Annotated in this window: 26 protein-coding genes and 1 pseudogene; 7 read left to right on the top strand and 20 right to left on the bottom strand. The window is 71.3% G+C overall.

Annotation, left to right across the window (positions count from 1 at the left end):
• Nucleotides 1-12: 12 nt before the first annotated feature.
• Nucleotides 13-357, bottom strand: a complete 345-nt coding sequence (locus tag AB0K25_RS11980) for a hypothetical protein (RefSeq protein ID WP_363819958.1) — start codon at nt 355-357, stop codon at nt 13-15.
• Nucleotides 350-781: a YbaB/EbfC family nucleoid-associated protein gene (locus tag AB0K25_RS11975; protein ID WP_363819955.1), complete on the bottom strand. Its 432-nt coding sequence runs from the start codon at nt 779-781 to the stop codon at nt 350-352. The genes AB0K25_RS11980 and AB0K25_RS11975 overlap by 8 nt, the downstream gene beginning before the upstream one ends.
• A 74-nt stretch (nt 782-855) precedes the next feature.
• On the opposite strand from AB0K25_RS11975, the gene AB0K25_RS11970 reads away from it, so the two are divergent.
• Nucleotides 856-2079 carry an SUKH-3 domain-containing protein gene (locus tag AB0K25_RS11970; protein ID WP_363819952.1) on the top strand — a complete coding sequence of 408 codons (1224 nt, stop codon included), beginning with the start codon at nt 856-858 and terminating at the stop codon, nt 2077-2079.
• Between the two features lie 16 nt (nt 2080-2095).
• Here the strand turns inward: AB0K25_RS11970 and AB0K25_RS11965 are convergent, their stop codons facing one another.
• The gene (locus AB0K25_RS11965) at nt 2096-3535 is read right to left on the bottom strand and encodes an aldehyde dehydrogenase family protein (RefSeq protein ID WP_363819949.1); all 1440 of its coding nucleotides are present in this window, start codon (nt 3533-3535) and stop codon (nt 2096-2098) included.
• A 143-nt stretch (nt 3536-3678) separates the two neighbouring features.
• Here AB0K25_RS11965 and AB0K25_RS11960 point away from each other — a divergent pair, with 143 nt between their 5' ends.
• Together AB0K25_RS11960 and gabT are read left to right on the top strand one after the other, a co-directional pair.
• Nucleotides 3679-5115, top strand: coding sequence for a gamma-aminobutyraldehyde dehydrogenase (locus AB0K25_RS11960; protein ID WP_363819946.1), 1437 nt, complete (start codon nt 3679-3681; stop codon nt 5113-5115).
• A gap of 5 nt (nt 5116-5120) precedes the next feature.
• The gene (gene gabT, locus AB0K25_RS11955) at nt 5121-6392 is read left to right on the top strand and encodes a 4-aminobutyrate--2-oxoglutarate transaminase (protein ID WP_363819942.1); all 1272 of its coding nucleotides are present in this window, start codon (nt 5121-5123) and stop codon (nt 6390-6392) included.
• A 13-nt stretch (nt 6393-6405) separates the two neighbouring features.
• Here gabT and AB0K25_RS11950 read toward each other — a convergent pair whose 3' ends face one another.
• From AB0K25_RS11950 to AB0K25_RS11910, 9 genes and pseudogenes are all read right to left on the bottom strand, one after another.
• Nucleotides 6406-7104, bottom strand: a complete 699-nt coding sequence (locus AB0K25_RS11950) for a hypothetical protein (protein ID WP_357536323.1) — start codon at nt 7102-7104, stop codon at nt 6406-6408.
• Between the two features lie 135 nt (nt 7105-7239).
• Nucleotides 7240-7368, bottom strand: coding sequence for a hypothetical protein (locus tag AB0K25_RS11945; RefSeq protein WP_255597893.1), 129 nt, complete (start codon nt 7366-7368; stop codon nt 7240-7242).
• A 23-nt stretch (nt 7369-7391) separates the two neighbouring features.
• Nucleotides 7392-7517, bottom strand: a pseudogene (locus tag AB0K25_RS11940) (agmatinase); the annotation flags it as partial.
• A complete protein-coding gene (locus tag AB0K25_RS11935) occupies nt 7514-8716 on the bottom strand; it encodes a saccharopine dehydrogenase C-terminal domain-containing protein (RefSeq protein ID WP_363819939.1) in 1203 nt (400 codons plus the stop codon). The gene AB0K25_RS11935 and the pseudogene AB0K25_RS11940, both read right to left, overlap by 4 nt.
• Nucleotides 8716-8919, bottom strand: a complete 204-nt coding sequence (locus tag AB0K25_RS11930) for a hypothetical protein (protein ID WP_219470902.1) — start codon at nt 8917-8919, stop codon at nt 8716-8718. Before AB0K25_RS11930 ends, AB0K25_RS11935 begins: the two co-directional genes overlap by 1 nt.
• Nucleotides 8916-9803 (bottom strand): ABC transporter permease, encoded by an 888-nt coding sequence (locus AB0K25_RS11925; RefSeq protein WP_363819936.1) that lies wholly within the window; start codon nt 9801-9803, stop codon nt 8916-8918. Before AB0K25_RS11925 ends, AB0K25_RS11930 begins: the two co-directional genes overlap by 4 nt.
• 174 nt (nt 9804-9977) lie before the next feature.
• Nucleotides 9978-10880, bottom strand: a complete 903-nt coding sequence (locus AB0K25_RS11920; RefSeq protein WP_357536362.1) for an ABC transporter permease — start codon at nt 10878-10880, stop codon at nt 9978-9980.
• A 5-nt stretch (nt 10881-10885) separates the two neighbouring features.
• Nucleotides 10886-12037 (bottom strand): ABC transporter ATP-binding protein, encoded by a 1152-nt coding sequence (locus tag AB0K25_RS11915; RefSeq protein ID WP_357536360.1) that lies wholly within the window; start codon nt 12035-12037, stop codon nt 10886-10888.
• Nucleotides 12038-12042: 5 nt separating this feature from the next.
• Complete coding sequence (locus AB0K25_RS11910; protein WP_357536317.1) at nt 12043-13227, bottom strand: spermidine/putrescine ABC transporter substrate-binding protein; 1185 nt, start codon at nt 13225-13227, stop codon at nt 12043-12045.
• 207 nt (nt 13228-13434) lie between these two features.
• On the opposite strand from AB0K25_RS11910, the gene AB0K25_RS11905 reads away from it, so the two are divergent.
• Nucleotides 13435-13947 (top strand): Lrp/AsnC family transcriptional regulator, encoded by a 513-nt coding sequence (locus tag AB0K25_RS11905; protein WP_357536315.1) that lies wholly within the window; start codon nt 13435-13437, stop codon nt 13945-13947.
• Between the two features lie 30 nt (nt 13948-13977).
• Here the strand turns inward: AB0K25_RS11905 and AB0K25_RS11900 are convergent, their stop codons facing one another.
• Genes AB0K25_RS11900 through AB0K25_RS11890 form a run of 3 tightly spaced genes read right to left on the bottom strand, consistent with a single transcriptional unit; the run spans nt 13978 to nt 15109 of the window.
• Nucleotides 13978-14157: a DUF397 domain-containing protein gene (locus tag AB0K25_RS11900; RefSeq protein WP_363819932.1), complete on the bottom strand. Its 180-nt coding sequence runs from the start codon at nt 14155-14157 to the stop codon at nt 13978-13980.
• 11 nt (nt 14158-14168) lie between these two features.
• Nucleotides 14169-14351: a DUF397 domain-containing protein gene (locus tag AB0K25_RS11895; RefSeq protein ID WP_363819929.1), complete on the bottom strand. Its 183-nt coding sequence runs from the start codon at nt 14349-14351 to the stop codon at nt 14169-14171.
• Complete coding sequence (locus AB0K25_RS11890; protein ID WP_363819926.1) at nt 14342-15109, bottom strand: helix-turn-helix transcriptional regulator; 768 nt, start codon at nt 15107-15109, stop codon at nt 14342-14344. The genes AB0K25_RS11895 and AB0K25_RS11890 overlap by 10 nt, the downstream gene beginning before the upstream one ends.
• A gap of 453 nt (nt 15110-15562) precedes the next feature.
• On the opposite strand from AB0K25_RS11890, the gene AB0K25_RS11885 reads away from it, so the two are divergent.
• Together AB0K25_RS11885 and AB0K25_RS11880 are read left to right on the top strand one after the other, a co-directional pair.
• Nucleotides 15563-16909 carry an aspartate aminotransferase family protein gene (locus tag AB0K25_RS11885; RefSeq protein ID WP_357536311.1) on the top strand — a complete coding sequence of 449 codons (1347 nt, stop codon included), beginning with the start codon at nt 15563-15565 and terminating at the stop codon, nt 16907-16909.
• 198 nt (nt 16910-17107) lie between these two features.
• On the top strand, nt 17108-18484 hold the full coding sequence (locus tag AB0K25_RS11880; protein WP_363819923.1) for an FAD-dependent oxidoreductase: 1377 nt from the start codon (nt 17108-17110) through the stop codon (nt 18482-18484).
• A gap of 226 nt (nt 18485-18710) precedes the next feature.
• Here the strand turns inward: AB0K25_RS11880 and AB0K25_RS11875 are convergent, their stop codons facing one another.
• The gene (locus AB0K25_RS11875; RefSeq protein WP_208570299.1) at nt 18711-19082 is read right to left on the bottom strand and encodes a DUF3499 domain-containing protein; all 372 of its coding nucleotides are present in this window, start codon (nt 19080-19082) and stop codon (nt 18711-18713) included.
• A 153-nt stretch (nt 19083-19235) separates the two neighbouring features.
• On the opposite strand from AB0K25_RS11875, the gene AB0K25_RS11870 reads away from it, so the two are divergent.
• Nucleotides 19236-19685, top strand: coding sequence for a metallopeptidase family protein (locus AB0K25_RS11870; protein WP_208570298.1), 450 nt, complete (start codon nt 19236-19238; stop codon nt 19683-19685).
• Between the two features lie 460 nt (nt 19686-20145).
• On the opposite strand, the gene AB0K25_RS11865 is transcribed toward AB0K25_RS11870, so the two are convergent.
• From AB0K25_RS11865 to AB0K25_RS11850, 4 genes are all read right to left on the bottom strand, one after another.
• Entirely contained in the window at nt 20146-20403 is a 258-nt protein-coding gene (locus AB0K25_RS11865) for a WhiB family transcriptional regulator (protein WP_007455784.1), read from the bottom strand.
• Nucleotides 20404-20878: 475 nt separating this feature from the next.
• Entirely contained in the window at nt 20879-21172 is a 294-nt protein-coding gene (locus AB0K25_RS11860; RefSeq protein WP_219470688.1) for a phospholipase, read from the bottom strand.
• A 76-nt stretch (nt 21173-21248) separates the two neighbouring features.
• A complete protein-coding gene (locus AB0K25_RS11855) occupies nt 21249-22646 on the bottom strand; it encodes a DUF4331 domain-containing protein (protein ID WP_208570297.1) in 1398 nt (465 codons plus the stop codon).
• Between the two features lie 179 nt (nt 22647-22825).
• Nucleotides 22826-23104, bottom strand: a complete 279-nt coding sequence (locus AB0K25_RS11850) for a hypothetical protein (protein WP_208570296.1) — start codon at nt 23102-23104, stop codon at nt 22826-22828.
• Nucleotides 23105-23166 lie beyond the last annotated feature (62 nt).

The following is a 23166-nucleotide window of genomic DNA, read 5'->3' as shown; positions in this document are numbered from 1 at the left end:
TTCCCCCGCAGGTCAGTGCCGACGGTCACGAGGGTCGGCCACCCGGTCGAAGCGCCGGCCGCTGGCCGCGTCGGTCCGTAGGTTGGCGTCGACCGAGGTGACCACGTCGGTGCCGAGCCCCTGCAACGCTCGGCCGAGCCCGGCCCAGGCACGCAGCAGGGTCTCCTCGTGGGACCGGTAGCTCTTCTCGAAGGCCGCGCCGATGTCGTCCCGGCCCCATGGGCGGGGTGCGCTGGCCGCCGTGATCTCCCCACCGAGGGTGATGCGGCGGGCCGACACCGACTCACCGGCCAGGTGCAGGTCGGTGCCACCCCGCCGGGCCCGGGCCGGATCGAGCCAGAGTTGCCCCTCACCCATGCCGTTCGTCCTCCCGCCGGAGCACCGCGTCGGCCCGCCCGAACAGTGTGCCGAAGTCGCCCGTACGCAGGAACTCCACCGACCCCGAGCCGGCCGGCAGGTGGGCGGCGACCAACTCCTGGGTGGCCGTGGCCGCCCGGGCGCAGGCCCGGTGCACCGTCATGGTGATCTTGCGACTGAGCGCGTGGTGATCGCGGTCGTGGTAGACCTCGCCGGTGAGCTCCACCGAGATCAGCTCGCCACGGGCACCCACCGTGGCGGTGACCTGGCCGTCGTCCGACCGCTCCGTGACACGCAGTGCGGCCAGTTCGGACCCCAGTTCGTCCACACCGGACCGCAACCGCCGGTATTGGCCGTACACCTCGTCGAACCGCGCCCGGAGCGCCTGGTTCGCGTCGCGGTCCACCCTCTCGGCCAAGGCCACCCTCCCCCGGTCACCGTCAGTCAGGCGAACCATACCGGGTGCCACGATTCCGTGGGGTCCGGTAGTTTCGGGCCGTGATCGATCGCCAACAGGCCGAGCAACTCGCCGACGTGTGGGCCCGGCGGGACTCTCAGCGCCTGGGCCACGAGTGCCGGGCCACCCTGGACGAGTTCGACCTGGGCTACGTGATCAGGTCGACCGTCGACCGCGCGGTCGACACGGACCCCGGCGACCTGCCGACCACCGTCGTCGACAAGGAGACCGGCGAGGTCACCACCTGGCCCCGGGTGCCGGCGGCCGTGGTGCAGCAGATGTACCGCCGCAGCCGCCCCACCGGCACCCCCGCCCCGCGCACCGTCGACCCGGCCAGCCTGCTGCTCCGCGAGATCCGTCGGCTGCCGTCGCCCGCCACCGTGGCGCACCTGACCGTCGAGGGCCGCACCTACCTCGGTCACGGCGTCAAGGGCGACGTGGCGGTGCGGCATCACCCGCTGGTCCGGGCCTACCTGGACGAACTGCCCCCGGGGCACCTGGTGCGCGGAGGCGACCGGCACGCCGAGATGGTCGTCGTGTCGGACGTCCTGCACGAGTACGACCACCGCCGCGCCGCCGCCGGCCAGCCCCCGCTGACCATGCGCGAGGCGGAGTCGCTGCTGCTGGCGACCGGGATGGACGTGTTCCTGGCCCGCGAGCCGGGTGATCCGCAGGCCGGCCCGGCGGAACGCCCGTGCGACTCCTGCCTCAACTTCCTGGTGCACTTCGCGGTCCTCGGCTGGTCCGAACTCGCGTTCACCCAGCAGTGGCAGCCGGAGCCCGCGACAGCACCTGAAGCTGACCGATTCGCCGCAGAGGTTGCTCATGCTCTGGTCGAGGGGGGCTGGGAACCAACCCCTGGCGACGAGGCGCTGGCGAGAATGGCAATTCTCGAAGCCCGCGAGTTGTGCCCCGGGCATCCCGAGCTTCCTGCCGCGCTGGACGCCTTGAGCCGCTTTCCCTCGTTGGGGAGCAGTCGGCGCGGTCCCGGGCGGCAGGTCTGGATCTCGCGGTTCTCCATCGACCCCGTGCACGCCGCCTACACCGCCGCCACCCTGGCGGACTTCGGTGCCGTGCTCGGCGTACGGCTCTTCCCGATCGGCGCGGGGCATCCGGACACGATCCTGGCGGTGGACGAGCACGGCCGGGTCTTCGCACTGGACCAGGCGGGCGAGTGGTTCCTCGGCGACGACGTCGACACGGCGCTGACCACCCTGCTCCTGGGTCTCGCCCCGCCCCGGGTCCGGGACGACGGCAGCTGGTGAGAGGGGTGTGCCGGGGTTACAGCGGCATCCCGGTCAGCACCAGCACCCTCGGCTCGGTGTAGTCGTCCATCGCCGACCGCACGCCCTCCCGGCCGACGCCGCTGCCCTTGACACCCCCGTACGGCATCTGGTCGGCCCGGTACGACGGCACGTCGCCGACGATCACCCCGCCCACCTCCAGCACCCGCGCGGCGGTGAACGCCACGTCGAGCCGGTGGGTGAACACGCCGGCCTGCAGCCCGTACGCCGAGTCGTTGACGGCGGCGAAGGCGGCGTCGTCGTTGTCGACCGACGCCACCACCAGCACCGGCCCGAAGACCTCTTCGGCGCAGACCTTGGCCGACGGCGGCACCCCGGTCAGCACGGTGGGTGGATAGCTGGCGCCGTCGCGGCGGCCCCCGGTCTCGACGGTGGCCCCGGCGGCGACGGCCTCGTCGACCCACGCCTCGACCCGTTGGGCGGCCTCGACGGAGACCAGCGGCCCGACGTCGGTCGACTCGGCGGTGGGGTCGCCGGTGCGCAGTGCCCGCACGGCGGCGACCAGCCGGGGCAGGAAGGCGTCGTGGTGGTGTTCGTGCACGAGGACCCGCTGCACGGCGATGCAGGACTGCCCGGCCTGGTAGTTGCCGAAGGTGGCGATCCGCCGGGCGGCGAAGTCCAGGTCCGCGTCGGACGACCAGTCGGCGCAGATCACCGCCGCCGCGTTGCCGCCGAGTTCCAGGGTGACGTGCTTGTCCGGCACCTGACGGCGGATCTGCGCGCCGACCGGCCCGGAGCCGGTGAACGACACCACCGGCAGCCGGGGGTCGTCGACCAGGTCGGCGGTGCGGTCGTTGGGCAACGGCAGCACCGAGAACATCCCGGCCGGCAGGTCGGCGCCGGCGAGGATCTCGCCGAGCAGCAGCGCGGACAGCGGTGTCGCCGGGGCGGGCTTCACGATGATCGGCGCACCGACCGCGAGGGCCGGGGCGACCTTGTGCGCCACGAGGTTGAGCGGGAAGTTGAACGGGGTGATGCCCAGCACCGGCCCCCGGGGCACCCGCCTGACCAGGGCGATCCGGCCGGTCGCGGTGGGGTCGGTGTCGAGGCGCTGCATCTCGCCGGAGAACCGTCGGGCCTCCTCGGCCGCCCAGCGGAACGTCGACACCGCCCGGCCCACCTCGGCTCGCGCCCAGGTGACGGGCTTGCCGTTCTCGGCGGTGATCAGGTCGGCCACCTCGGCCGCCCGCGCGGCGAGTTCCCGGGAGACGTGGTCGAGGGCCGCCGCCCGGACGTGTGCGGGCAGGGCCGCGGCCTCCGTCGCCACCCTGGCCGCCGCGGCGACGGCGGTTTCGACCTGGTCGGGCGTGGCCCAGCTGGTACGCCCCACCGCCCGGCCGTCGTACGGGTGGGTGACGGTCACCTCGTCGTCGCCGTGGACGGCACGACCGGCGACCCAGAACGCTCTCGGCTCCACGTCGGCAGCGTAGACGACACGCAGCCGCACGGAAACAGTCGCTCAAGCCCTTGTCTGCCGCGAATTCGGTAGCCAAGATGGCAGTCAGATTGCGATTACCTCCGCTGACTCCGACTCCCAGCCACCCCTGGAGAGACCTCACCATGAGCGACCAGCAGCAGTTGCGCAACTTCGTCGACGGCGCGTACGTCGACCCGGTGGACGGCGGTCACGCCGATCTGATCGACCCCTGCACCGGTGACGTCTTCGCCCAGGCTCCCGTCTCCGGGCCGGCGGACGTGGACGCGGCGATGCGGGCCGCCGCCACCGCCTTCGAGAGCTGGCGGGAGACCACCCCGGCCGAGCGGCAGCGGGCGATGCTGAAGCTCGCCGACGCGGTGGAGTCGCGGGCCGCCGAGCTGGTCGACGCGGAGGTGCGCAACACCGGCAAGCCGCGGCAGCTCACCGCCGAGGAGGAGTTGCCGCCGGCGGTGGACCAGTTCCGGTTCTTCGCCGGGGCGGCCCGCATGTTGGAGGGCCGCTCGGCCGGGGAGTACCTGGCCGGGCACACCTCGTACGTGCGGCGGGAGCCGATCGGGGTCTGTGCGCAGGTCACCCCGTGGAACTACCCGCTGATGATGGCGGTGTGGAAGATCGCCCCGGCGTTGGCGGCCGGCAACACGGTGGTGTTGAAACCGTCGGACACCACGCCGGTGTCGACGCTGCTGCTGGCCGAGATCGCCGCCGAGTTCTTCCCGCCGGGGGTGTTCAACGTGGTCTGCGGCGACCGGGACACCGGTCGTACCCTGGTGGCGCATCCGACGCCGCAGCTGGTGTCGATCACCGGCTCGACCCGGGCGGGCATGGAGGTCGCGTCGGCCGCCGCGCCGGACCTCAAGCGGACCCACCTGGAGCTGGGCGGCAAGGCCCCGGTGGTGGTCTTCGACGACGCGGACGTGGCGGCGGCGGCCGAGGCGATCGCGATGGGCGGCTACTTCAACGCCGGCCAGGACTGCACTGCGGCGACCCGGGTGCTGGCCGGTCCCGGTGTGCACGACGACTTCGTGGCGGCCCTCACCGAGCAGGCCCGCAACACGCGCACCGGTGCCCCGGACGACGCCGACGTGCTCTACGGCCCGCTGAACAACGCCAACCAGCTCGCCCGGGTCAGCGGCTTCGTCGACCGGCTCCCCGATCATGCCGACCTGCACACCGGTGGCGCGCGGGTGGGCGGGCGCGGCTACTTCTACTCCCCCACCGTGGTCTCCGGGGTACGCCAGGCCGACGAGATCATCCAGCAGGAGGTGTTCGGCCCGGTCATCACCGTGCAGCGGTTCACCGACGAGGACGAGGCGGTGCGCTGGGCCAACGGCGTCGACTACGGCCTGTCCGCCTCGGTCTGGACCCGTGACCACGGCCGGGCGATGCGGATGACCCGCCGGCTCGACTTCGGCTGTGTCTGGGTGAACACCCACATCCCGTTCGTGTCGGAGATGCCGCACGGCGGCTTCAAGCACTCCGGGCACGGCAAGGACCTGTCGGTCTACAGCCTGGAGGACTACACCCGGATCAAGCACGTCATGCACCACATCGAGGGCTGATCCCCATGGTTTCCAGCGCGGAGCTGCACCGGCGGCGGGGTGCCGCCGTGGCCCGGGGGGTCGGCAGCGTCATCGACTCGTACGTGGACACCGCCAGCGGCGGCACGGTCGTCGACGTCGAGGGGCGGGAGTGGATCGACTTCGCCGCCGGCATCGCGGTCACCAGCGTCGGCAACTCGGCCCCGCGTGTCGTGGAGGCGGTACGCGCCCAGGTCGAACGGTTCACCCACACCTGCTTCATGGTCGCGCCGTACGAGTCGTACGTGGCGGTCTGCGAGCAGCTCAACGCGTTGACCCCGGGCACCTTCGAGAAGCGGTCGGCGCTGTTCAACTCGGGTGCCGAGGCGGTGGAGAACGCGGTGAAGATCGCCCGGCACGCCACCGGACGGCAGGCGGTGGTGGTCTTCGAGCACGCCTACCACGGCCGGACCAACCTGACCATGGCGTTGACCGCGAAGAACATGCCGTACAAGCACCGGTTCGGGCCGTTCGCCGGGGAGATCCACCGGGTGCCGATGTCGTACCCGCTGCGCGACGGCGGGTTGTCCGGGGCGCAGGCGGCGGCGCGGGCGCTGGAGCTGGTGGACAAGCAGGTCGGGGCGGAGAACGTGGCCGCGCTGCTGATCGAGCCGATCCAGGGGGAGGGCGGTTTCGTCGTACCGGCGACGGGTTTCCTGCCGGCGCTGCGGGAGTGGGCGACGGCGGCCGGGGTGGTGTTCGTCGCCGACGAGATCCAGACCGGCTTCTGCCGTACCGGCGACTGGTTCGCCTGCGACCACGAGGGCGTGGTGCCGGACCTGGTCACCCTGGCCAAGGGCATCGCCGGCGGGTTGCCGTTGGCGGCGGTGACCGGCCGGGCGGAGCTGATGGACGCGGTGCACGTCGGCGGCCTCGGCGGCACCTACGGCGGCAACCCGATCGCCTGCGCGGCGGCCCTGGCCAGCATCGAGACGATGCGGGAGCTGGACCTGGCCGCCGCCGCCCGGCGGATCGGGTCGGTGCTCGCCGACCGGTTGCGCGCCGTCGCCGCCCGCGACCCCCGGATCGCCGAGGTACGCGGGCGGGGCGCGATGCTGGCGGTGGAGCTGGTCCGGCCGGGCACCCTGGTTCCCGACCCGGCCGCCGCCAGTGCCGTCTCGGCGGCCTGTCACGCTGCCGGCCTGCTCACCCTGACCTGCGGCACCTACGGCAACGTGCTGCGGTTCCTGCCGCCGCTGGTGATCTCCGACGGCGAGTTGGCCCGTGGGTTGGACATCCTGGACGCCGCCTTCGGCTGACCGTCCACGGCCGTCAGCGCACCAGCTCCACCAGGTTGCGCCGGATCACGTTCTTGCCCGGCTCCCGGAGCAGCTCCATCGCGGCGGCGTTGAGCAGCACACAACTGCCCGACGGCCCACTCACCGACACCGTCGCCACCTTGCCGTTGTCCAGATTCGTCACCCGCAACCGTGTGCCCACCGGAAACCGGTCGCTCGTCGCGGCGGCTGCGCCGGCCTCGGCGGAGAAGGTGACCGGGCCACTGCACGCGCTGCGCCCGGCAGCCACGCCGGTCGCCGGTGGCGTCGTCGGCCGCTGGGTGGCCGGCGGCTGGGCGGCACCGGGCCGGGTCTCGCCGGGGGCGGGGGCCGCCGGCGCGTCGACGCCGACCCGCTCGACCACGTTGCGCCGGATCACGTTCTTGCCGGGCTCCCGGACGAGGTCCATCGCGGCGGCGTTGAGCAGCACACAACTGCCCGACGGCCCACTCACCGACACCGTCGCCACCTTGCCGTTGTCCAGGTTCGTCACCCGCAACCGTGTGCCCACGGGGAACCGGTCACTTGTCGCGGCGGGGTCCCCGCCCTCGGCGGAGAAGGTGACCGACCCGGAGCAGAGGCTCGGACGGGCGGACGTGGTGTCGGCGAACCCGAATCCGGTCCCCACCGCCACCACCGCCGTGGCGACCACCGCCACCCCCGCCGCCAGTACGTGCTTGCGCTGCACCTTCACCACGTCTCCCGTCGTCGCCGTTGCCTGCATCGGCTGATACGGCCCGGGAGCGCTCCCCGTTCAGTTCCACTGTCAGGAAAGTTTCGGACACCAGGCGAGAGTGCCGTCGATGTCGACGGAGTGTGACGGCTCCGCTCAGGCGATCTGCCGCAGATCGTTGCCGTAGTCGAAGATGATCCGCAGGCGTGCGCCGAGTGCGGCGGCATACCTGCTCAGCGTCGCCACCTCGTTGACGTCCAGATCACCGTTCTCGATCTGACTCACCCGGCCCGGCGTGACCCCCATCAGCCGTCGAAGGGCGCCCCGATGATGACCACGTCGGCGTCGGCGTAGGTCACCGGCTCGGTGACCGTGCAGGGTGGCACCCCGAGGAAGGTGACGTCGGGGCCGTACATCGGGCCGTAGCGGGTCATCGTTCCTCCAGCGCCCAGGGGGAGCCGTAGTCGGTGAGCAGGTCGAGGAAGGGGCGCGGGGGCAGCGCCTCCGGGCCGAGCACCCCGACGCCGGACCAGCCGCCGGTGGCGAGCAGTTCCAGCGCCACCACCGGATTGACCGCGGTCTGCCAGACCACCGCCTGGTGGCCGTACTCCCGCATGGACCACTCGTTGTCGACCACGTGGTAGAGGTAGACCCGGCGCGGCCGGCCGTCGGTCCCGGTGCCGGTGACGTACGTGCCGGCGCAGGTCTTGCCGCGCATCCGGTCGCCGAGGGTGGCCGGGTCGGGCAGGCTGGCGGCGACCACGTCGCGGGGCGAGACCTGCATGCCGCGCACCGACACCGGGGTGGTGGAGTCGAGACCGACCTTGTGCAGGGCCCTGAGCACCTCGATGAACTCGTCGCCGAGGCCGTACTTGAAGGTGACCCGCCTGGCCTTGACCCAGCGTGGGATCAGCAGCACCTCCTCGTGTTCGACGTTGACGCATTCGACCGGGCCGATGCCGGCCGGGAAGTCGAAGACCTCCGGTTCGCTGAACGGTTCGGTGGTGTACCAGCCCCGGTCCCTCTCCCAGATCACCGGCGGGTTGAGGCATTCCTCGATGGTGGTCCAGATGGAGAACGAGGGGGCGAAGTCGTAGCCGTCGACGGTGAGGTTCGCGCCGTCGCGGATGCCGATCTCGTCGATGTCGGTGAACAGCTCGTCGGCGGCGTACCGGGCGAACACGTCGGACAGGCCCGGTTCGATGCCGATGCCGCACAGCGCCAGCCGACCGGCGTCGGCCCAGGTCGCGGCGGCGGCGAACTGCTCGTCACCGAGCTTCACCCCGGTCTGGGTGTAGGGCCGCGCCGGGTGCGGGTGCGACAGTGACATCGCCATGTCCAGGTAGTCCGCCCCGGCGGCGAACGCCCCCTCGAAGATCGGCATGACGAAGCGCGGGTCGACGGCGTTGAGCACGTGGGTGATCCGGTGTTCCCGGCAGAGCGCGGCGACGGCGTCCGCCGAGGAGGCGTCGAGCCGCACGGCGACGAACCGGTCCCCGTGTCCGGCGACGGCCCGCTCGGCCCGGGTCAGGTCGTAGTCGGCGACGACGACGGTGGCGAAGAAGGAACGGCGGGCGGCGATGGCGACGGCGGCGGAGCCGACCCCGCCGGCACCGACGAGCAGGATACGCATCAGGAATCGAACCCCAAACCAAGACGATCGGGCGTACGGAGCCAGTGCTGGTGCCGGTCGTCGTGCGCGTACGCGTCGGCGCGGGCCGGCGACCAGCGGGTGAGGTGGATGTCGGCGGCCGGACGGGGAGAGTCGGGGCGGTGGTGCGCATACCGGCCGGGCGTCACCTCGGCGAACGCCCGGTCGGTATGCGGAAGGATCACGACGGGTCTGCCGCCCGTCGGCCGGGCGCGTCGGCGACCGGGAACGCCGAGCCTGCCGCCCTTCGGCCGGGCGCGTCGGCGACCGGGAGCGCGGCCCGTCGGGACCGTCGACCGCGCAGCATGCTCAGCCCGACGAGCAGCAGGGCGATGGCGAACATCGCCGTGCCGATCACGTTGACCTGTGGGGGGATGCCCCGCTGGGCGGCACCCCAGACGTACATCGGGAAGGTGACGGTGGTGCCGGCGTTGAAGTTCGTCACGATGAAGTCGTCGAAGCTCAGCGAGAAGGCGAGCAGCGCGGCGGCCACGATGCCGGGCAGCACCAACGGCAGGGTGATCCGCCGGAACGTCTGCCACTCGCTGGCGTAGAGGTCCATCGCGGCCTCCTCCAGCCGCCGGTCCATCCCGGCGAGCCGGGCCTTGACCGTCACCACCACGAACGACACGCAGAACATCACGTGCGCGATGACGACGGTCCAGAATCCCTGCGGCACCCCGGCGGAGACGAACAGCGCGAGCAGCGAGGTGCCGAGCACCAGCTCCGGCGTCGCCATCGGCAGGAAGATCAGCAGGTTGATCCCGCCGCGCCCCCGGAACCGGTGCCGGACCAGGGCGAACGCCATCAGCGTGCCGATTACCGTGGATCCGACGGTGGCGAGGAACCCGATCTGTACGCTGCGGACGACCGCGTCGCACATCTCGGGGGTGGCGCAGGGCTGCCGCCAGTTGTCCAGGGTGAACTCGTTGAAGTCGTACGACAGCCGGCTGGACGGGCGGTTGAGGGAGAGGCCGGCGACCACGGCGATCGGCAGGAACAGGTAGCCGAGCACCAGCAGCGCGACGATCATCACCCACCGGTCGGCCAACCACCGCGACACCCTCACCGGAATCCACCTCCGTTCGCGACTGCGGGGCTCCGCTGCGCTGCACTCCTCGCGCTCACCGGACCGACCTTCCGCTCGCGACTGCGGGGCTCCGCTGCGCTGCACTCCTCGCGCTCACCAGGCCCACCCTTCCGCTCGCGACTGCGGGGCTCCGCTGCGCTGCACTCCTCGCGCTCACAGCACATCCTCCGTGCCGGCGCGGCGCAGGTAGACGAAGACGACCGCGAGGATCGCCGCCATCAGCAGGAACGACAGGGCGGCACCCTGCGGGTAGTCCAACCGGACCAGGAACGCCGAGTCGATGACGTTGCCGATCATGTACTCGTTGGGGGTGCCGAGCAGTTCGGCGTTGATGTAGTCGCCGGTGGCCGGGATGAAGAAGAGCAGGGTGCCGGCGATCAGGCCGGGCATCGACAGCGGCAGGGTGACCGTGCGGAAGGCGTGCAGCGGGCCGGCGTACAGGTCACTGGCCGCCTCCAGCAGCCGGTAGTCGAGCCGCTCCAGGCTCGCGTACAACGGCAGGACCAGGAACGGCAGGAAGTTGTACGTCAACCCGAGCACCACCGCGACCGGGGTGGCGAGTAGTCGCCCGTCCGGACCGAGCAGGTGCACGTCGCGCAGCAGCCCGACCAGCACGCCGTTGTCCGACAGGATGGTCTTCCAGGCCAGGGTGCGCACCAGGAAACTGGTGAACATCGGGGCGACCACGCAGACCAGCAGCAGGTTCTTCCACCGGCCGGCCTTCTGCGCGATCGCGTACGCCAGCGGGTAGCCCAGCAGCAGGGCCAGCACCAGCGCCGCCCCGGCATAGCCGAACGACCTGGCGAACTGCGGCCAGTACGCCTGCACCGCCTCCGGATAGTTGCCGAACGCCCAGGTCAGCGCGTACCCGGTGGAGAGCGAACCGGTCGGGTCGTAGAGGCTGGCGGCAGCCAACTGCAGCAGCGGCACGACGAAGAACAGCGTCAGCCAGGCCGCCCCCGGCAGCAGCAGCAGGTACGGCAGCAGCCGGTGCCGGCCGGGCCGGGCCGGTGCCGGTGCCCCGGTCGCCGGCGTCCCGCCGCCCAACTGGGCCAGTGCGGTCACGACGGTGCCCCGACGGGCTCGTCGAGCAGCGGGGTGGTGCGGTCGTCCTGACCGGGCTCGCGGGGCAGCAGGAAGGCGTGCCGGGGGTCCCAGTGCGCCACCACGGTCGTGCCGACCGGGTGCTGCCGGCCGACGCCGCTGTTCGCGGTGAACGCGGACAGTTCACTGCCCCACCCGGTGCGCACCAGGTACTGGGTGCTCACCCCCACGTACGACGCGTCGGTGATCACCCCCTCGACCTGGTGGTGGCCGGTGGGCACCTGGTCGGCGGTCTCGGCCAGGTGCAGCTTCTCGGGACGTACCCCCAGGTAGACCGGGCCCCGGTCGGTGCGGGCGCGGTCGACGGGCACCGAGAAGCGCGCGCCGTGCGCGGTGACGGGCACCTCGGACCCGGCCGGGCCGGCGGCGTCGGCGGCGAGCAGGTTGGACTGGCCGAGGAAGTTCGCCACGAACGCGGTCGCCGGGTACTCGTAGAGTTCGGCCGGTGCGCCGAGCTGCTCGATCCGGCCGGCGTTCATCACCGCGACCGTGTCGGCCATCGTCATGGCCTCCTCCTGGTCGTGGGTGACGTGCACGAAGGTGATGCCGACCTCGGTCTGGATGCGTTTCAGCTCGATCTGCATCTGCCGGCGCAGCTTCAGGTCGAGCGCGCCGAGCGGCTCGTCGAGCAGCAGCACCTGCGGGTGGTTGATCAGGGCGCGGGCCAGTGCGACCCGTTGCTGCTGGCCGCCGGAGAGCTGGGCCGGGCGACGCCGTTCGTAGCCGTCGAGCTGGACCAGGGCCAGCATCCGGCGGACCTGGTCGCCGACCTTGCGGATGCCCCGCCGCCGCAACCCGAAGGCGACGTTCTCGGCGATGTCCAGGTGCGGGAAGAGCGCGTAGCTCTGGAAGACGGTGTTGACCGGCCGCTGGTACGGCCGCAGCCGGGCGATGTCCCGGTCGCCGAGGAGCACCTGCCCGCTGGTGGGCTCCTCCAGCCCGGCGATCATCCGCAGGGTGGTCGTCTTGCCGCAGCCGGACGCCCCGAGCAGGGCGAAGAAGGAGCCCTGCGGGACGGTCAGGCTGAGGTCGTCGACGGCGGTGAAGACGCCGAACCGCTTGCTCAGCTGGGCCAGCCGCAGGTCACCGGCGGGTGCCTCGTTCGCCATCCCGCTCACGCCCCGATGACCTGCTGGAACTTCGACTCGTATTCCTTTTCCTGTTTTTCGTCGAGGGCCATGAAGACCTTCGACTTCGCCAGCAGGGTGTCGTCCGGGAAGATCAGCGGGTTGGCGGCCAGCTCCGGGTCGATCTTCTCCATCTCGGCCTGGGCGCCCTTGACCGGGCAGATGTAGTTGACGTACGCGGCGAGCTTCGCGGCGACCGCCGGCTGGTAGTAGTAGTCGATCAGCGCTTCGGCGTTGCCCCGGTGGGTGGCCTTGTTGGGCACCAGCATGTTGTCGCTGAACAGCATCACCCCCGAGTCCGGCGCGACGAACTTGATCTTGGGGTTGTCGCCGGCCAGTTGGATCACGTCGCCGGACCAGCCGACACACGCGGCGATGTCCCCCTTGGCCAGGTCGGGGGCGTAGTCGTTGCCGGTGAAGCGACGGATCTGCTTGGATTCGACGGCCTTGCGCAGCTTGTTGAGCGCGTCGTCGAACTGCGCGGCGGTGAACTTCGACGGGTCGTGCCCGTTCGAGGAGAGCAGCAGGCCCATGGTGTCCCGCATCTCCGACAGGGCGGTCACCTTGCCCTTGAGATCGGGCCGGGTGAGCAGCTCGTCGACGGTCCGGACCTCGCCGGTGACGCTGCCGTTGTAGGCCAGCCCGGCGAGGCCGGACTGCCACGGGATCGCGACCCGGTCCTCCGGGTCGAAGGAGCGCCCGCGCAGCGACGGCAGCAGGTTGGCCGCCACGTTCGGCACCTTGGCCGGGTCGAGCTTCTGGATCCAGCCGAGCCGGATCATCCGGGCGGCCATCCAGTCGGTCAGGACGATGATGTCCCGCCCGGTGCTCTGACAGCCGGCCAACTGGTTCTGCACCTTGCCGAAGAACTCGTTGTTGTCGTTGATGTCCTCGGTGTAGGTCACCGTGATGCCGCTGGCGGCGACGAACGCGTCGAGGCTGGGCCGCTTCGCGGCGTCCTTGTCGTCCACGTCCATGTACTGCGGCCAGTTGGAGAAGGCGAGGGTCTTCTCCGTGGCCGACAGGTCGTCGCTCTTGCAGCCCGCCTCGGTCTGGGTAGCGGCCTTGGTGCCGCAGCCGGCGAGGCTGCCGCCCGCAGCGAGCAGGGCGGCCGATCCGAGGGTGCCGGTGAGCAGTCCACGCCGGGTGAGGGGCCGCAGGGGAATACGCATGTGACGACTCCTAGGGGTCGTCCGACGGCGGCGGGGACGGGGTGCGGCGCCGGCGGGAGGGGTCGGGTGCCTGAGACGACTGATCCTGGCATGAGGTAACCAGCCTCACAAGGGATTCCGTTGCCGCAATAGCCTCTGACGACGAATTACGCCAAACTGCGCGATGGCACTAGGCTCAGCTGGGGGAACGGACATGGGGAGCGGTCGATGACGATCCGACAGCACGAGAACGGTAGCGGGGGGCGACGCGTCACGGTGCGCGAAGGTGCCAGCCACGCGCTGTTGGACGACGTGGCGAAACAGATCATCGAGCAGCTACAGCAGGACGGCCGCCGGCCGTACGCGGCCATCGGCAAGGCGGTGGGGCTCTCCGAGGCGGCGGTCCGCCAGCGGGTGCAGCGGCTGCTCGACGCCGGGGTGATGCAGATCGTCGCGGTGACCGACCCGCTCCAGCTCGGCTTCCCCCGGCAGGCCATGATCGGCCTGCGCACCGACGGCGACCTGGAAGCCGTCGCCGACCGGCTGGCCGAGTTCGACGAACTCGACTACGTGGTGATCACCGCCGGATCGTTCGACCTGCTCGCCGAGGTGGTCTGCCGCAACGACGCCCACCTGCTGGAGATCCTGCAACGGCTGCGGTCGGTGCCCGGGGTGCTCGCCACCGAGGCGTTCGTCTATCTCAAGCTCCGCAAACAGACCTACACCTGGGGTACGGCCTGAGCCCGCCCACCATGGTCCACTCCCCGGCGCTCAGCGGGAGGCGACGAAGGCACGCCAGGCGTCGGGGGTGAAGGTCAGCGTGCCGCCGACCCGGTCCTTGCTGTCCCGCACCAGCACCCGACCGTGCAGGTTGTCCGCCACCTCGACACAGTCACCACCGTTACTGCTGCTCCGAGTAGCCGTGCGCCAGCGGGGCTCGATCAGGTCCATCTCTTCACCGCTCACTTCTGGGCGGCGACGAAGGCACGCCAGACCTCTGGGGTGAAGGTCAGCGTGCCGCCGACCCGGTCCTTGCTGTCCCGCACCAGCACCCGACCGTGCAGGTTGTCGGCCACCTCGACACAGTCACCGCCGTTGTTGCTGCTGCGGCTGGCGGTCCGCCAGCGGGGCTCGATCACGTCCATGTCTCCACCGCTTCCCGGATCAGCTCGTGCGACCGACGAGCGGGCAGCGCCTCGCCGGCCACGCTCTCCCACCTCCTGCCCAGGCTAGCAATGTCGGCACTCTCGGTCACTAGCTCACCACGGAGTTGGTTGTCCAGATAGGCCAACTCGCTGCCGTCGGGCAGCCGAGCCAGCATGAACGGCCCGGCCAGACCGGTGCGCCAGGGTCCACCGAGCGGAATTACCCGCACCTGCACGTGTTCCCGCCCGGCGACGGCCGCCAAGTGGGCCACCTGTCCGGCCATGGTCATGCGATCGCCAACCAGTCGATGGAGCACCGCCTCGTCGATCACGAAAACCAACTGGGCTGGAGGGTCGCGGTCGAGCAGGACCTGTCGTTCCAACCGTCCGCCCAGCAGTTGCGCAACCTCGTCAGACGGGAGCAGGCCACCGGTCCCCAACACCGCTCGGGCGTACCCCTCGGTCTGGAGCAGGCCCGGCACGAGCAGTGACTGATACGAGCGGATCGAGGTGGCGTCCTGCTCCAGTTCTGCCCACGGGCGGAACCAGGGCAGGTCACGGCGACGGTAGGGCTCGGGCCAGAGTTCGGCCGGCTCCCGGCCGAGGACACCGGCCACCGCCACCCGGGTACGCGGATGGGGCACACGCCCCGAGCTGAGCCATCGCCCCGCCGTCTTCGGATCGACCCCGACCTGCTGCGCCAGCGACTCGACCGTCTCCCCGCGTTCCGCCATCGCCACCCGGAGCACCTCGTTCACCGGCAGCCCCTTCCGCCCGACCGACACGCTCCGGCGCACCATAGCGACAGTGCGTGTCGACGTCCGCCCGTCATCGGCGTGTCGGCGCGAGACCTCTGCCAAGGGTCCGCAAGGTGCCCCGGAAGGTCCGCGAAGCGCCCCGGAAGTGCACCTGGATCCACTCTCGGGAGCCGATATGACGGTTTCCCCCGTGCCCGCATACCGCCAGTTGGCCGCCATCGAGTCGATCATGCCCCACCGAGGCCGGCCGGCGCGGGGCCGGCGGAGCGAGCATCCAGCCGGACTGCCACCATCCCAGGGGCATACGGATTCCGTTGCCTTACGCCCTCACTCACGCTGAATCCGTCGCCCCTGACGCGAACTAGGCTTGCATTTCGCGGCAGGACTGTGGGATAACCGTGGGCAGAGCGGCCGGTGTCACCTCTGCCCGGCCCGAGACCCGATGGGGCTGACATGGCCGACGCCACCGACCACCTCTGGATGCACTTCACCCGGATGGCCAGCTACTCGGCCGGCGAGGTGCCCACCATCGTGCGCGGCGAGGGCACGTACGTCTGGGACTCGCAGGGCCGTCGCTACCTGGACGGGCTCGCCGGGTTGTTCGTCGTCAACGCCGGGCACGGGCGTACCGAGCTGGCCGAGGCAGCCGCGAAGCAGGCCGCCGAGCTGGCGTACTTCCCGCTGTGGTCGTACGCCCACCCGAAGGCCGTCGAGCTGGCCGAGAAGATCGCGTCGCTGACACCCGGCGACCTCAACCGGGTCTTCTTCACCACCGGCGGCTCGGAGGCCGTCGAGACGGCGTGGAAGCTGGCCCGCGCCTACTTCAAGCGCACCGGCCGGCCCAACAAGCACAAGGTGGTCAGCCGCTACCTCGCCTATCACGGCACCTCGATGGGCGCCCTGTCGATCACCGGCCTGCCCGGCATCAAGAACGACTTCGAGCCGTTGGTGCCCGGCGGGATCAAGGTGCCGAACACCAACTTCTACCGGGCCCCCGAGCACGGCGACTCGCCCGAGGCGTTCGGCCGCTGGGCCGCCGACGAGATCCGCCGGGCCATCGAGCGGGAGGGGCCGGACACGGTCGCGGCGGTGTTCCTGGAGCCGTTGCAGAACTCCGGCGGCTGCTTCCCGCCGCCGCCCGGCTACTTCCAGCAGGTACGCGAGATCTGCGACGCGTACGACGTGCTGCTCGTCTCCGACGAGGTGATCTGCTCGTGGGGTCGGCTCGGCGAGTATTTCGGTGCCGTCCGGTACGGCTACCAACCTGACATCATCACCACCGCCAAGGGCATCACCTCCGGCTACGCCCCGCTCGGCGCGATGATCGCCAGTGACCGGCTGATGGAACCGTTCCTCACCGAGACCGGCATGTTCGCCCACGGGGTGACCTTCGGCGGGCACCCGGTCTCCTGCGCGGTGGCCCTGGCCAACCTTGAGGTGTTCGCCCGGGAGGACCTGATCGGCCACGTCCGGGCCAACGAGGACGCCTTCCGGTCCACCCTGGAGAAGCTCACCGACCTGCCGATCGTCGGTGACGTCCGGGGGGACGGCTACTTCTACGGCATCGAGCTGGTCAAGGACAAGTCGACGAAGGCCACCTTCGACGAGGCCGAGTCGGAGCGGCTGCTGCGCGGTTTCCTGTCGACGGCGCTCTTCTCCGCCGGGCTCTACTGCCGCGCCGACGACCGGGGCGACCCGGTGGTGCAGCTCGCCCCGCCGCTGATCAGCGGGCAGGAGCAGTTCGACGAGATGGAGCAGATCCTGCGCGCCGTACTCACCGAGGCGTGGTCCCGGCTGTAACCGTCTGCGGGCCGACCAGCCGGACAGCGGCTCGACCCGCGGTCCCGCCGGCCGGCCCACACCGGACCGGCCACCCCACACCCGAGGGGCACCTCCGCACCCCGGTCGGCCACCCGTCCCCGCCGGCCGGCACTGACACTTCGCGGCCAGCGAAGTTCCCGCCGCCGGCCCGGCCGGCGCTGACCGCCCGGAGCCCGCATGCGCTACCCGGAGTTGTCCCACTGGTTGTCCACGGTGGACGAACCGTTGACCCCGCTCCCGGCGCTGCCCGGTGACACCGACGCCGACGTGGTGATCGTCGGTGCCGGCTACACCGGGTTGTGGACGGCGTACTACCTGGCGGTGGCCGATCCGACGCTGCGGATCGTCGTACTGGAGGCGGAGATCGCCGGGTACGGCGCGTCCGGGCGCAACGGTGGCTGGTGCTCGGCGCTGTTCCCCACCTCACTGCCGGCGTTGGCCCGTCGGCACGGCCGGCCGCAGGCACTGGCGCTGCAACGGGCCATGCAGGCGACCGTCGCCGAGGTGGGCCGGGTGGTGGCCGCCGAGGGGATCGACTGCGACTGGCACCACGGCGGCACGGTGCTGCTGGCCCGTACCGACGTCCAGCTCGGCCGGGCACGCGCCGCGGTCGCCGAGGCCCGAGACCACGGCCTCGACCCCGACGACCTGGTCCTGCTCGACGCCGCCGGGGCAGCCGCCCGGTGCGCCGCCGACGGGGTACGCGGCGGCACGTTCACCCCGCACTGCGCCGCCGTGCACCCGGCGAAGCTGGTCCGGGGCCTGGCCCGCGCCGTGCGCCGGCACGGGGTGACGCTGCACGAACGGTCCCCGGTCACCGCGATCCGGCCCGGCGCGGCGGTCACCCCGCACGGCACGGTACGCGCGAACGTGGTGGTCCGGGCCACCGAGGCGTACACCCCGATGCTGCCCGGCCACCGCCGCACGGTCGCCCCGGTCTACTCGCTGATGGTGGTCACCGCGCCGCTGCCCGCGCCGGCCTGGGAGCGGATCGGGCTGGCCGACCGGGAGACCTTCGCCGACTACCGGCACCTCATCGTGTACGGCCAGCGCACCGCCGACGGGAGGTTGGCCTTCGGCGGGCGGGGCGCCCCGTACCACTTCAGGTCCCGGGTCTCCCCCGGCTACGACCGGGAGCCCCGGGTCTTCGCCGCGCTACGCCGGACGCTGGGTGAACTCTTCCCGGTGCTCGGCGCGGACGTACCGGTCGCCCACTCCTGGGGCGGCCCGCTGGGGGTGGCCCGGGACTGGTCCGCGTCGGTGGGGCTGGACCGGTCGTCCGGGCTGGGTTGGGCCGGCGGCTACGTTGGCGACGGGGTGGGGACGAGCAACCTGGCCGGCCGTACCCTCGCCGACCTGATCCGGGGTGTGGAGTCGGACCTGACCGCACTCCCGTGGGTCGGCCACCGCTCCCCCCGCTGGGAGCCGGAACCGCTGCGCTGGCTGGCCATCAACGCCGGCCTCCGGGTGATGTCCTCCGCCGACGAGGTCGAACACCGCACCGGCCGTCCCGCCCGCCGCGCCACCCTCTTCTCCCCCCTCCTAGGCCACTAACCCCCACCCCGCTCCCCCTCCCTGCTTCCCCTCCCCCACCCGCCGACCCCCCGTCCCGCCGACCCCCCGTCCCCGCGACCCGCCGGCCCCGGTGATCAAGAGGTTTGCGTCAGGTTGAAGATCGAACTTGACGCAAACCTCTTGATCACCGGGGAGAGGGCCTGGGGTGGGGTTGGCCTGGGGTGGGGTGGGGTGGGGTGGGGAGGGCCGTGGGGGTGGGGTGGGGTTAGTGGTTGGGGGGGATTACGCGGAGGTGACCACGGCGGCCGGTGGGCGGGGTCTGGGGGTGGGGGTCGTGGTCGTCCTGGGGTGGGCGGGGGGCCACCGGGCGGGCCGCCTCGCGGACGGCCTCGGCCAGGGCGACCAGGTCGTCGGTGGTGGGCGGCGGCGGCTCGAACTCGCCCTCGTGCCGGACGACGTCCCAGCCCCGGGGGGCGGTCAGGCTCCGGGCGTGCTGCTCACACAGGTCGTACGTGTGCGGCTCGGCGAAGGCCGCCAACGGCCCCACGACAGCGGTCGACTCGTTGTAGACATAGGTCAATGTGGCAACCGCTTGCCGGGGGCAGGCGTTACGGGAGCAGCGCCGTGGTGACCTCACGTGCGGCAGGGTATCCCCATTACCGGGTCCGGCGCACCGGTTCGCTTTCCGACACGCCCGTCACCGTGATCACAATTCGCACCTGCCGCCCCGCCGCGCCCGTCGGCGCGCGCTGCCATCGGGCGGGCCGGACCGGGGGCTACCCTTCTGTTCATGACGAGCCCGGAACGCCGCCGCCCCGGCTCCGGCCGGCGCAACCACCGCGACCGGCACGGACGGGGCCTGCGCGGGCGGCTGGTGCCGGCGACCGTCCCGTTGGCCCGGACCAAGGCCGAGATCTTTGACGACCTGGTGCTGGACACCGTGGAGACGTTGGAGCGCCGGTTCGCCAAGGAACTTGCCGGCGTGGAGTTCGCCGTCGAGGACGTCCCGCCGGATCTGAACGTCTATGACTCAGACGTGCTGGAGGACGGCGAGGTGCCGCTGGCCCGGTTGCTGCCCGGCCGACCGGGCCGGCAGGAGGTGCCACCCCGGATCGTGCTCTACCGGCGGCCGTTGGAGTTTCGCGCGATGGACCGTGAGGACCTGGCCGACCTGGTCCACGACGTGATCATCGAGCAGGTGGCGAACCTGCTCGGGGTCGACCCGGACGAGCTGACCTGAGGCTGCGCGCCCGGTGACGACCCGGGTCTTCGGCCGAGGTTGACCAGGACCAGCACTCCGCCGGCCCACCACGCGGGCGGGCACTCATCTACCGGAGGACGGACCCGCCACCCAGGCGGGCATTCACCCGCCCAATGACGAGACGAACCGCGTCGGCGGGCACCCGGTCCCGGGGTCGAGCACCACGCCCCGCTTTTGACGGATCGTCGGCACTGGTCCGGCGAGCCGCCGTCACCGGCCCGACGATCCGCCGGGCCCGCTACCTCCACCGCCGGCACAGCCCGGCCCGGGGACCGACTCGCCCGTCGCCCGGGCCCGGTGGCCGCTCACGTCGTGACCTGGTGCTGTGTCGCCATGGTCGGCCACCGTCGTGGCCGGACCGCCGCCCGACGCCGGCCGCCCCCGCGACCGGCTGTGGGCGTGAGCCGGGCGGCCCCCACCGCCCGACTCGACCTTCCATTCAGGCGGCCCGCCGCTTCAGCTTGCGCCGCTCCCGCTCGGAGAGCCCACCCCAGATCCCGAACCGCTCGTCGTGCCCGAGGGCGTATTCCAGGCATTCCGTCTTGACCTCGCACCGCGAACAGATCCGCTTCGCCTCGCGGGTCGAGCCGCCCTTCTCGGGGAAGAACGCTTCCGGGTCGGTCTGCGAGCACAGTGCCCGCTCCTGCCACTCCGGCGCGTTTCCGAGCAGGTCGGCCACCTCAAGCTGGCCGTCCATCAGATGCCTCCTTGTCGCGCACCGACGTCACCGCCGCTGCAACCCCCCACGCGAAAGGCGTGCTTGTCCGTCCGGTCCTATTTGTGCGTTCCGTGCGAACAACCCCATCGAAATTACACGCGTGTAATGCGTGCGCCGTCAAGCCGAACTTGATAATGGAGTCGCCCTCCCGACACGCCACCGGACGGTCACCCGGACCACCCGGCCCTCGCAACCTGCCCTATCGATTCAGACCCCGGGCGAGTAACGCCCTCTCCGGCGAGTTGCCCCAGATTTCTGCCGTGGCGTCGCCGCCCCGGACGCTCCCGCACAGCGCCGTCGACCGCTCCGGCCGGCCGGTCCTATCAAGATCATGAGCATGGTGGGGGACAGGTTAACGCGGTTGGGCCCGGATCGCTCACCGAGCCGGAAATACCGACAGCGCCCCGTCCACATTGTGGACGGGGCGCTCGGGTCGGTACGGTTGTCGTGGTGCTCAGGTCGACCTTGACGGGCTGGTCGGCCAGACGAATTCGGCGATCGAACCCCCGTTGACGGAGATCGTTCCGGCGGGCGTCTCCTCGTCCCACCAGACGGTATAGACACCCGCCGTCAGGTCCGGGTACACCGCGCTGTGGAACACCCCGTCCCGGACGATCCGCTCCCGTACGGCGGAGTGCGTCCGCACCGCACCGGCCTGGTCGACCCGGCTGATCTCGATCTCCCGCCCGTGCTGGTCACGTCCGGTGTAGATGATCAGGGCACCGGTGTCACCACCGACGTCGAGCATCACCGTGCCGCTCTCCGTCGGCCCGTACTGGTGATGATGGTGGTGGTGGTGTCCGCTCACGCCGCTCTCCGTCCGGTCAGGAGTTCGCCGCGGCCGGGTTGTTGAACCCGTCGTACGGCGTGCCGAGGAAGGGGAAGTCCCGCAGGAACGGCGCCGTCACGTCGGCGGCGCTCAGGCCGGGGGTGACCGCACCGGCCGCCGCGTCCGGCTTGAACTTCTTGTCCACCAGCGGGACGGTGACCCCGGCCACCGCCCGCAACGCGATGCTCACCACGTCGTCGACGACCCGGCGACCGTTGGGGAAACCGGCCAGGTCCCCGCCGAGCAGCCCGAACTGGTTCGGCTTGCTGCTCGGCCTGATCGCGGTGTTCAACCGCAGCATGTCGGCCTGCACGTCACCGGTGAGGTTGGTGAAGCCGTCGATCAGCCCCGACGGAATGCCGGTGAGCAGGATCGCCAGCAGGTCGGCCCGGGGCTTCTTGGATTTGTTCAGCGCGTCCAGGTTGGGAAAGACCCCCGGGTAGAGCACCGGCAGCAACGCCGCCAGCTCCGGCTGCTCGACGAACCGGGCGAACCGCTTGTCCTCGGTCGGCGGCAGCGTGTTCCACAGGTCCTTCTTGGACATCGGGACGATGACCTCGTTGAACAACGGGTTGCCCAGCCGGGACACCTGGGTCCACGGGCCGATCGCGGCGTCCGCGGCGACCCGGTCGCCGAGCACCCGCACCTGCTGCCGGGACGCCGTCGTCCACACCCCGATCGTCGAGGCGCGGTCGCCCACGCCGTACCGGTTGGACCTGCGGCGGACCTTGCTCAGCGGCACCTGCACCGCGATGCTGTGCACGTTCATCCGGTCCACCGAGTTGACCGGCTCACCCTCGGTCTTGAACAGCTTCTTGCCGGCCACGTGCAACTGCTGGAACGGCCGCAGCGTACCCAGGTCGAAGATCGCGCCCAGGTCGACGAAGAAGCCGTCCGCGCGCTGCCCGGCGAACACCTTCTCCCCCGTCGACAGCTTGTACGTCGCCTGCCGGACCAGGTCGTTGTACTTGGGGATGGACAGCGGCCCCACGTTGCACGGCGGGCAGGGCAGCTTGTTGGCGAGCACGTGCTCCTTGCCGTCGGTCACCCGGGTCAGCTTGTAGAACTGCCGCCGGTTCCAGTTCTTGCTGTCCAGCGACTCGATCGGCCCGGTGTTGTAGAGAAAACTGTTCTCGTTCGTGATCTCGGTACGGAATTCGAACCGGTAGGTCACGTCGGGATGGCCGTCACCGTCGTTGTCGATATGGATCTCGTACCGCACGTCGTCGCCGAACTCGAAGAAGTTCGGGCCGCCCGAGGGGAGCTGCAACGGCACGTAGTTGGCGATCAACGTCACCGAGTCGGGCCGTTCGGGGCTGACGAAGGCGTAGAGGTCGGAACTGTCGGCGACCGGGTCCTTGCTTATTTCCGGTGCTTCGCGGTGGGACGACATGGCGGACCAACCTTTGCGGGATCATGAGGAGTCAGGGCATGACGAACCGGGCGCGGGAGTCTGCGCCTGGCGGTGAAGAGGAAGAGGGCGGGCGGTTCAGGGCCACCCGGGACAGCGGGCGGGTCACCCCCACCCGGTGACGGCGGGCAGGTCAGACCGCCGTCGGACAGCAGACGGGGTCAGCCGCGCCCGGCAGCCCGGCGGAGCCGGTCCGCGAGCCCCCGGTCACGTACCTCGATCCGGGACGTACCGACGAAGACGTCCAACGTCCCCGACTTGGCGTCGCGCAGGTGGACCACGATCGGACCCTCCGCGCTGCTCGCCGACGGGGAGTTCTGCGCGGCCGACACGCCGGTCACCGTCAACGCCGCCGCGCCCAGCGTGGCACTCGCCGCAGCGGTCAGTGTCTGCCGCCGGGTCAGTCGCGGCCAGGAACGCTTCCGCACTTCGCTCGTCATGGGGAACCTTTCCTCCGGCGGCGCGTGAGCGCGCGCGGTGTGGAGCGCGAGGTCGCCGGCGG

This window comes from Micromonospora sp. NPDC049257, assembly GCF_040678915.1.
Lineage (GTDB): Bacteria > Actinomycetota > Actinomycetes > Mycobacteriales > Micromonosporaceae > Micromonospora > Micromonospora antibiotica.
Note: the sequence above shows the minus strand (reverse complement) of the source record. Positions and strands in the feature narration are given on the sequence as shown.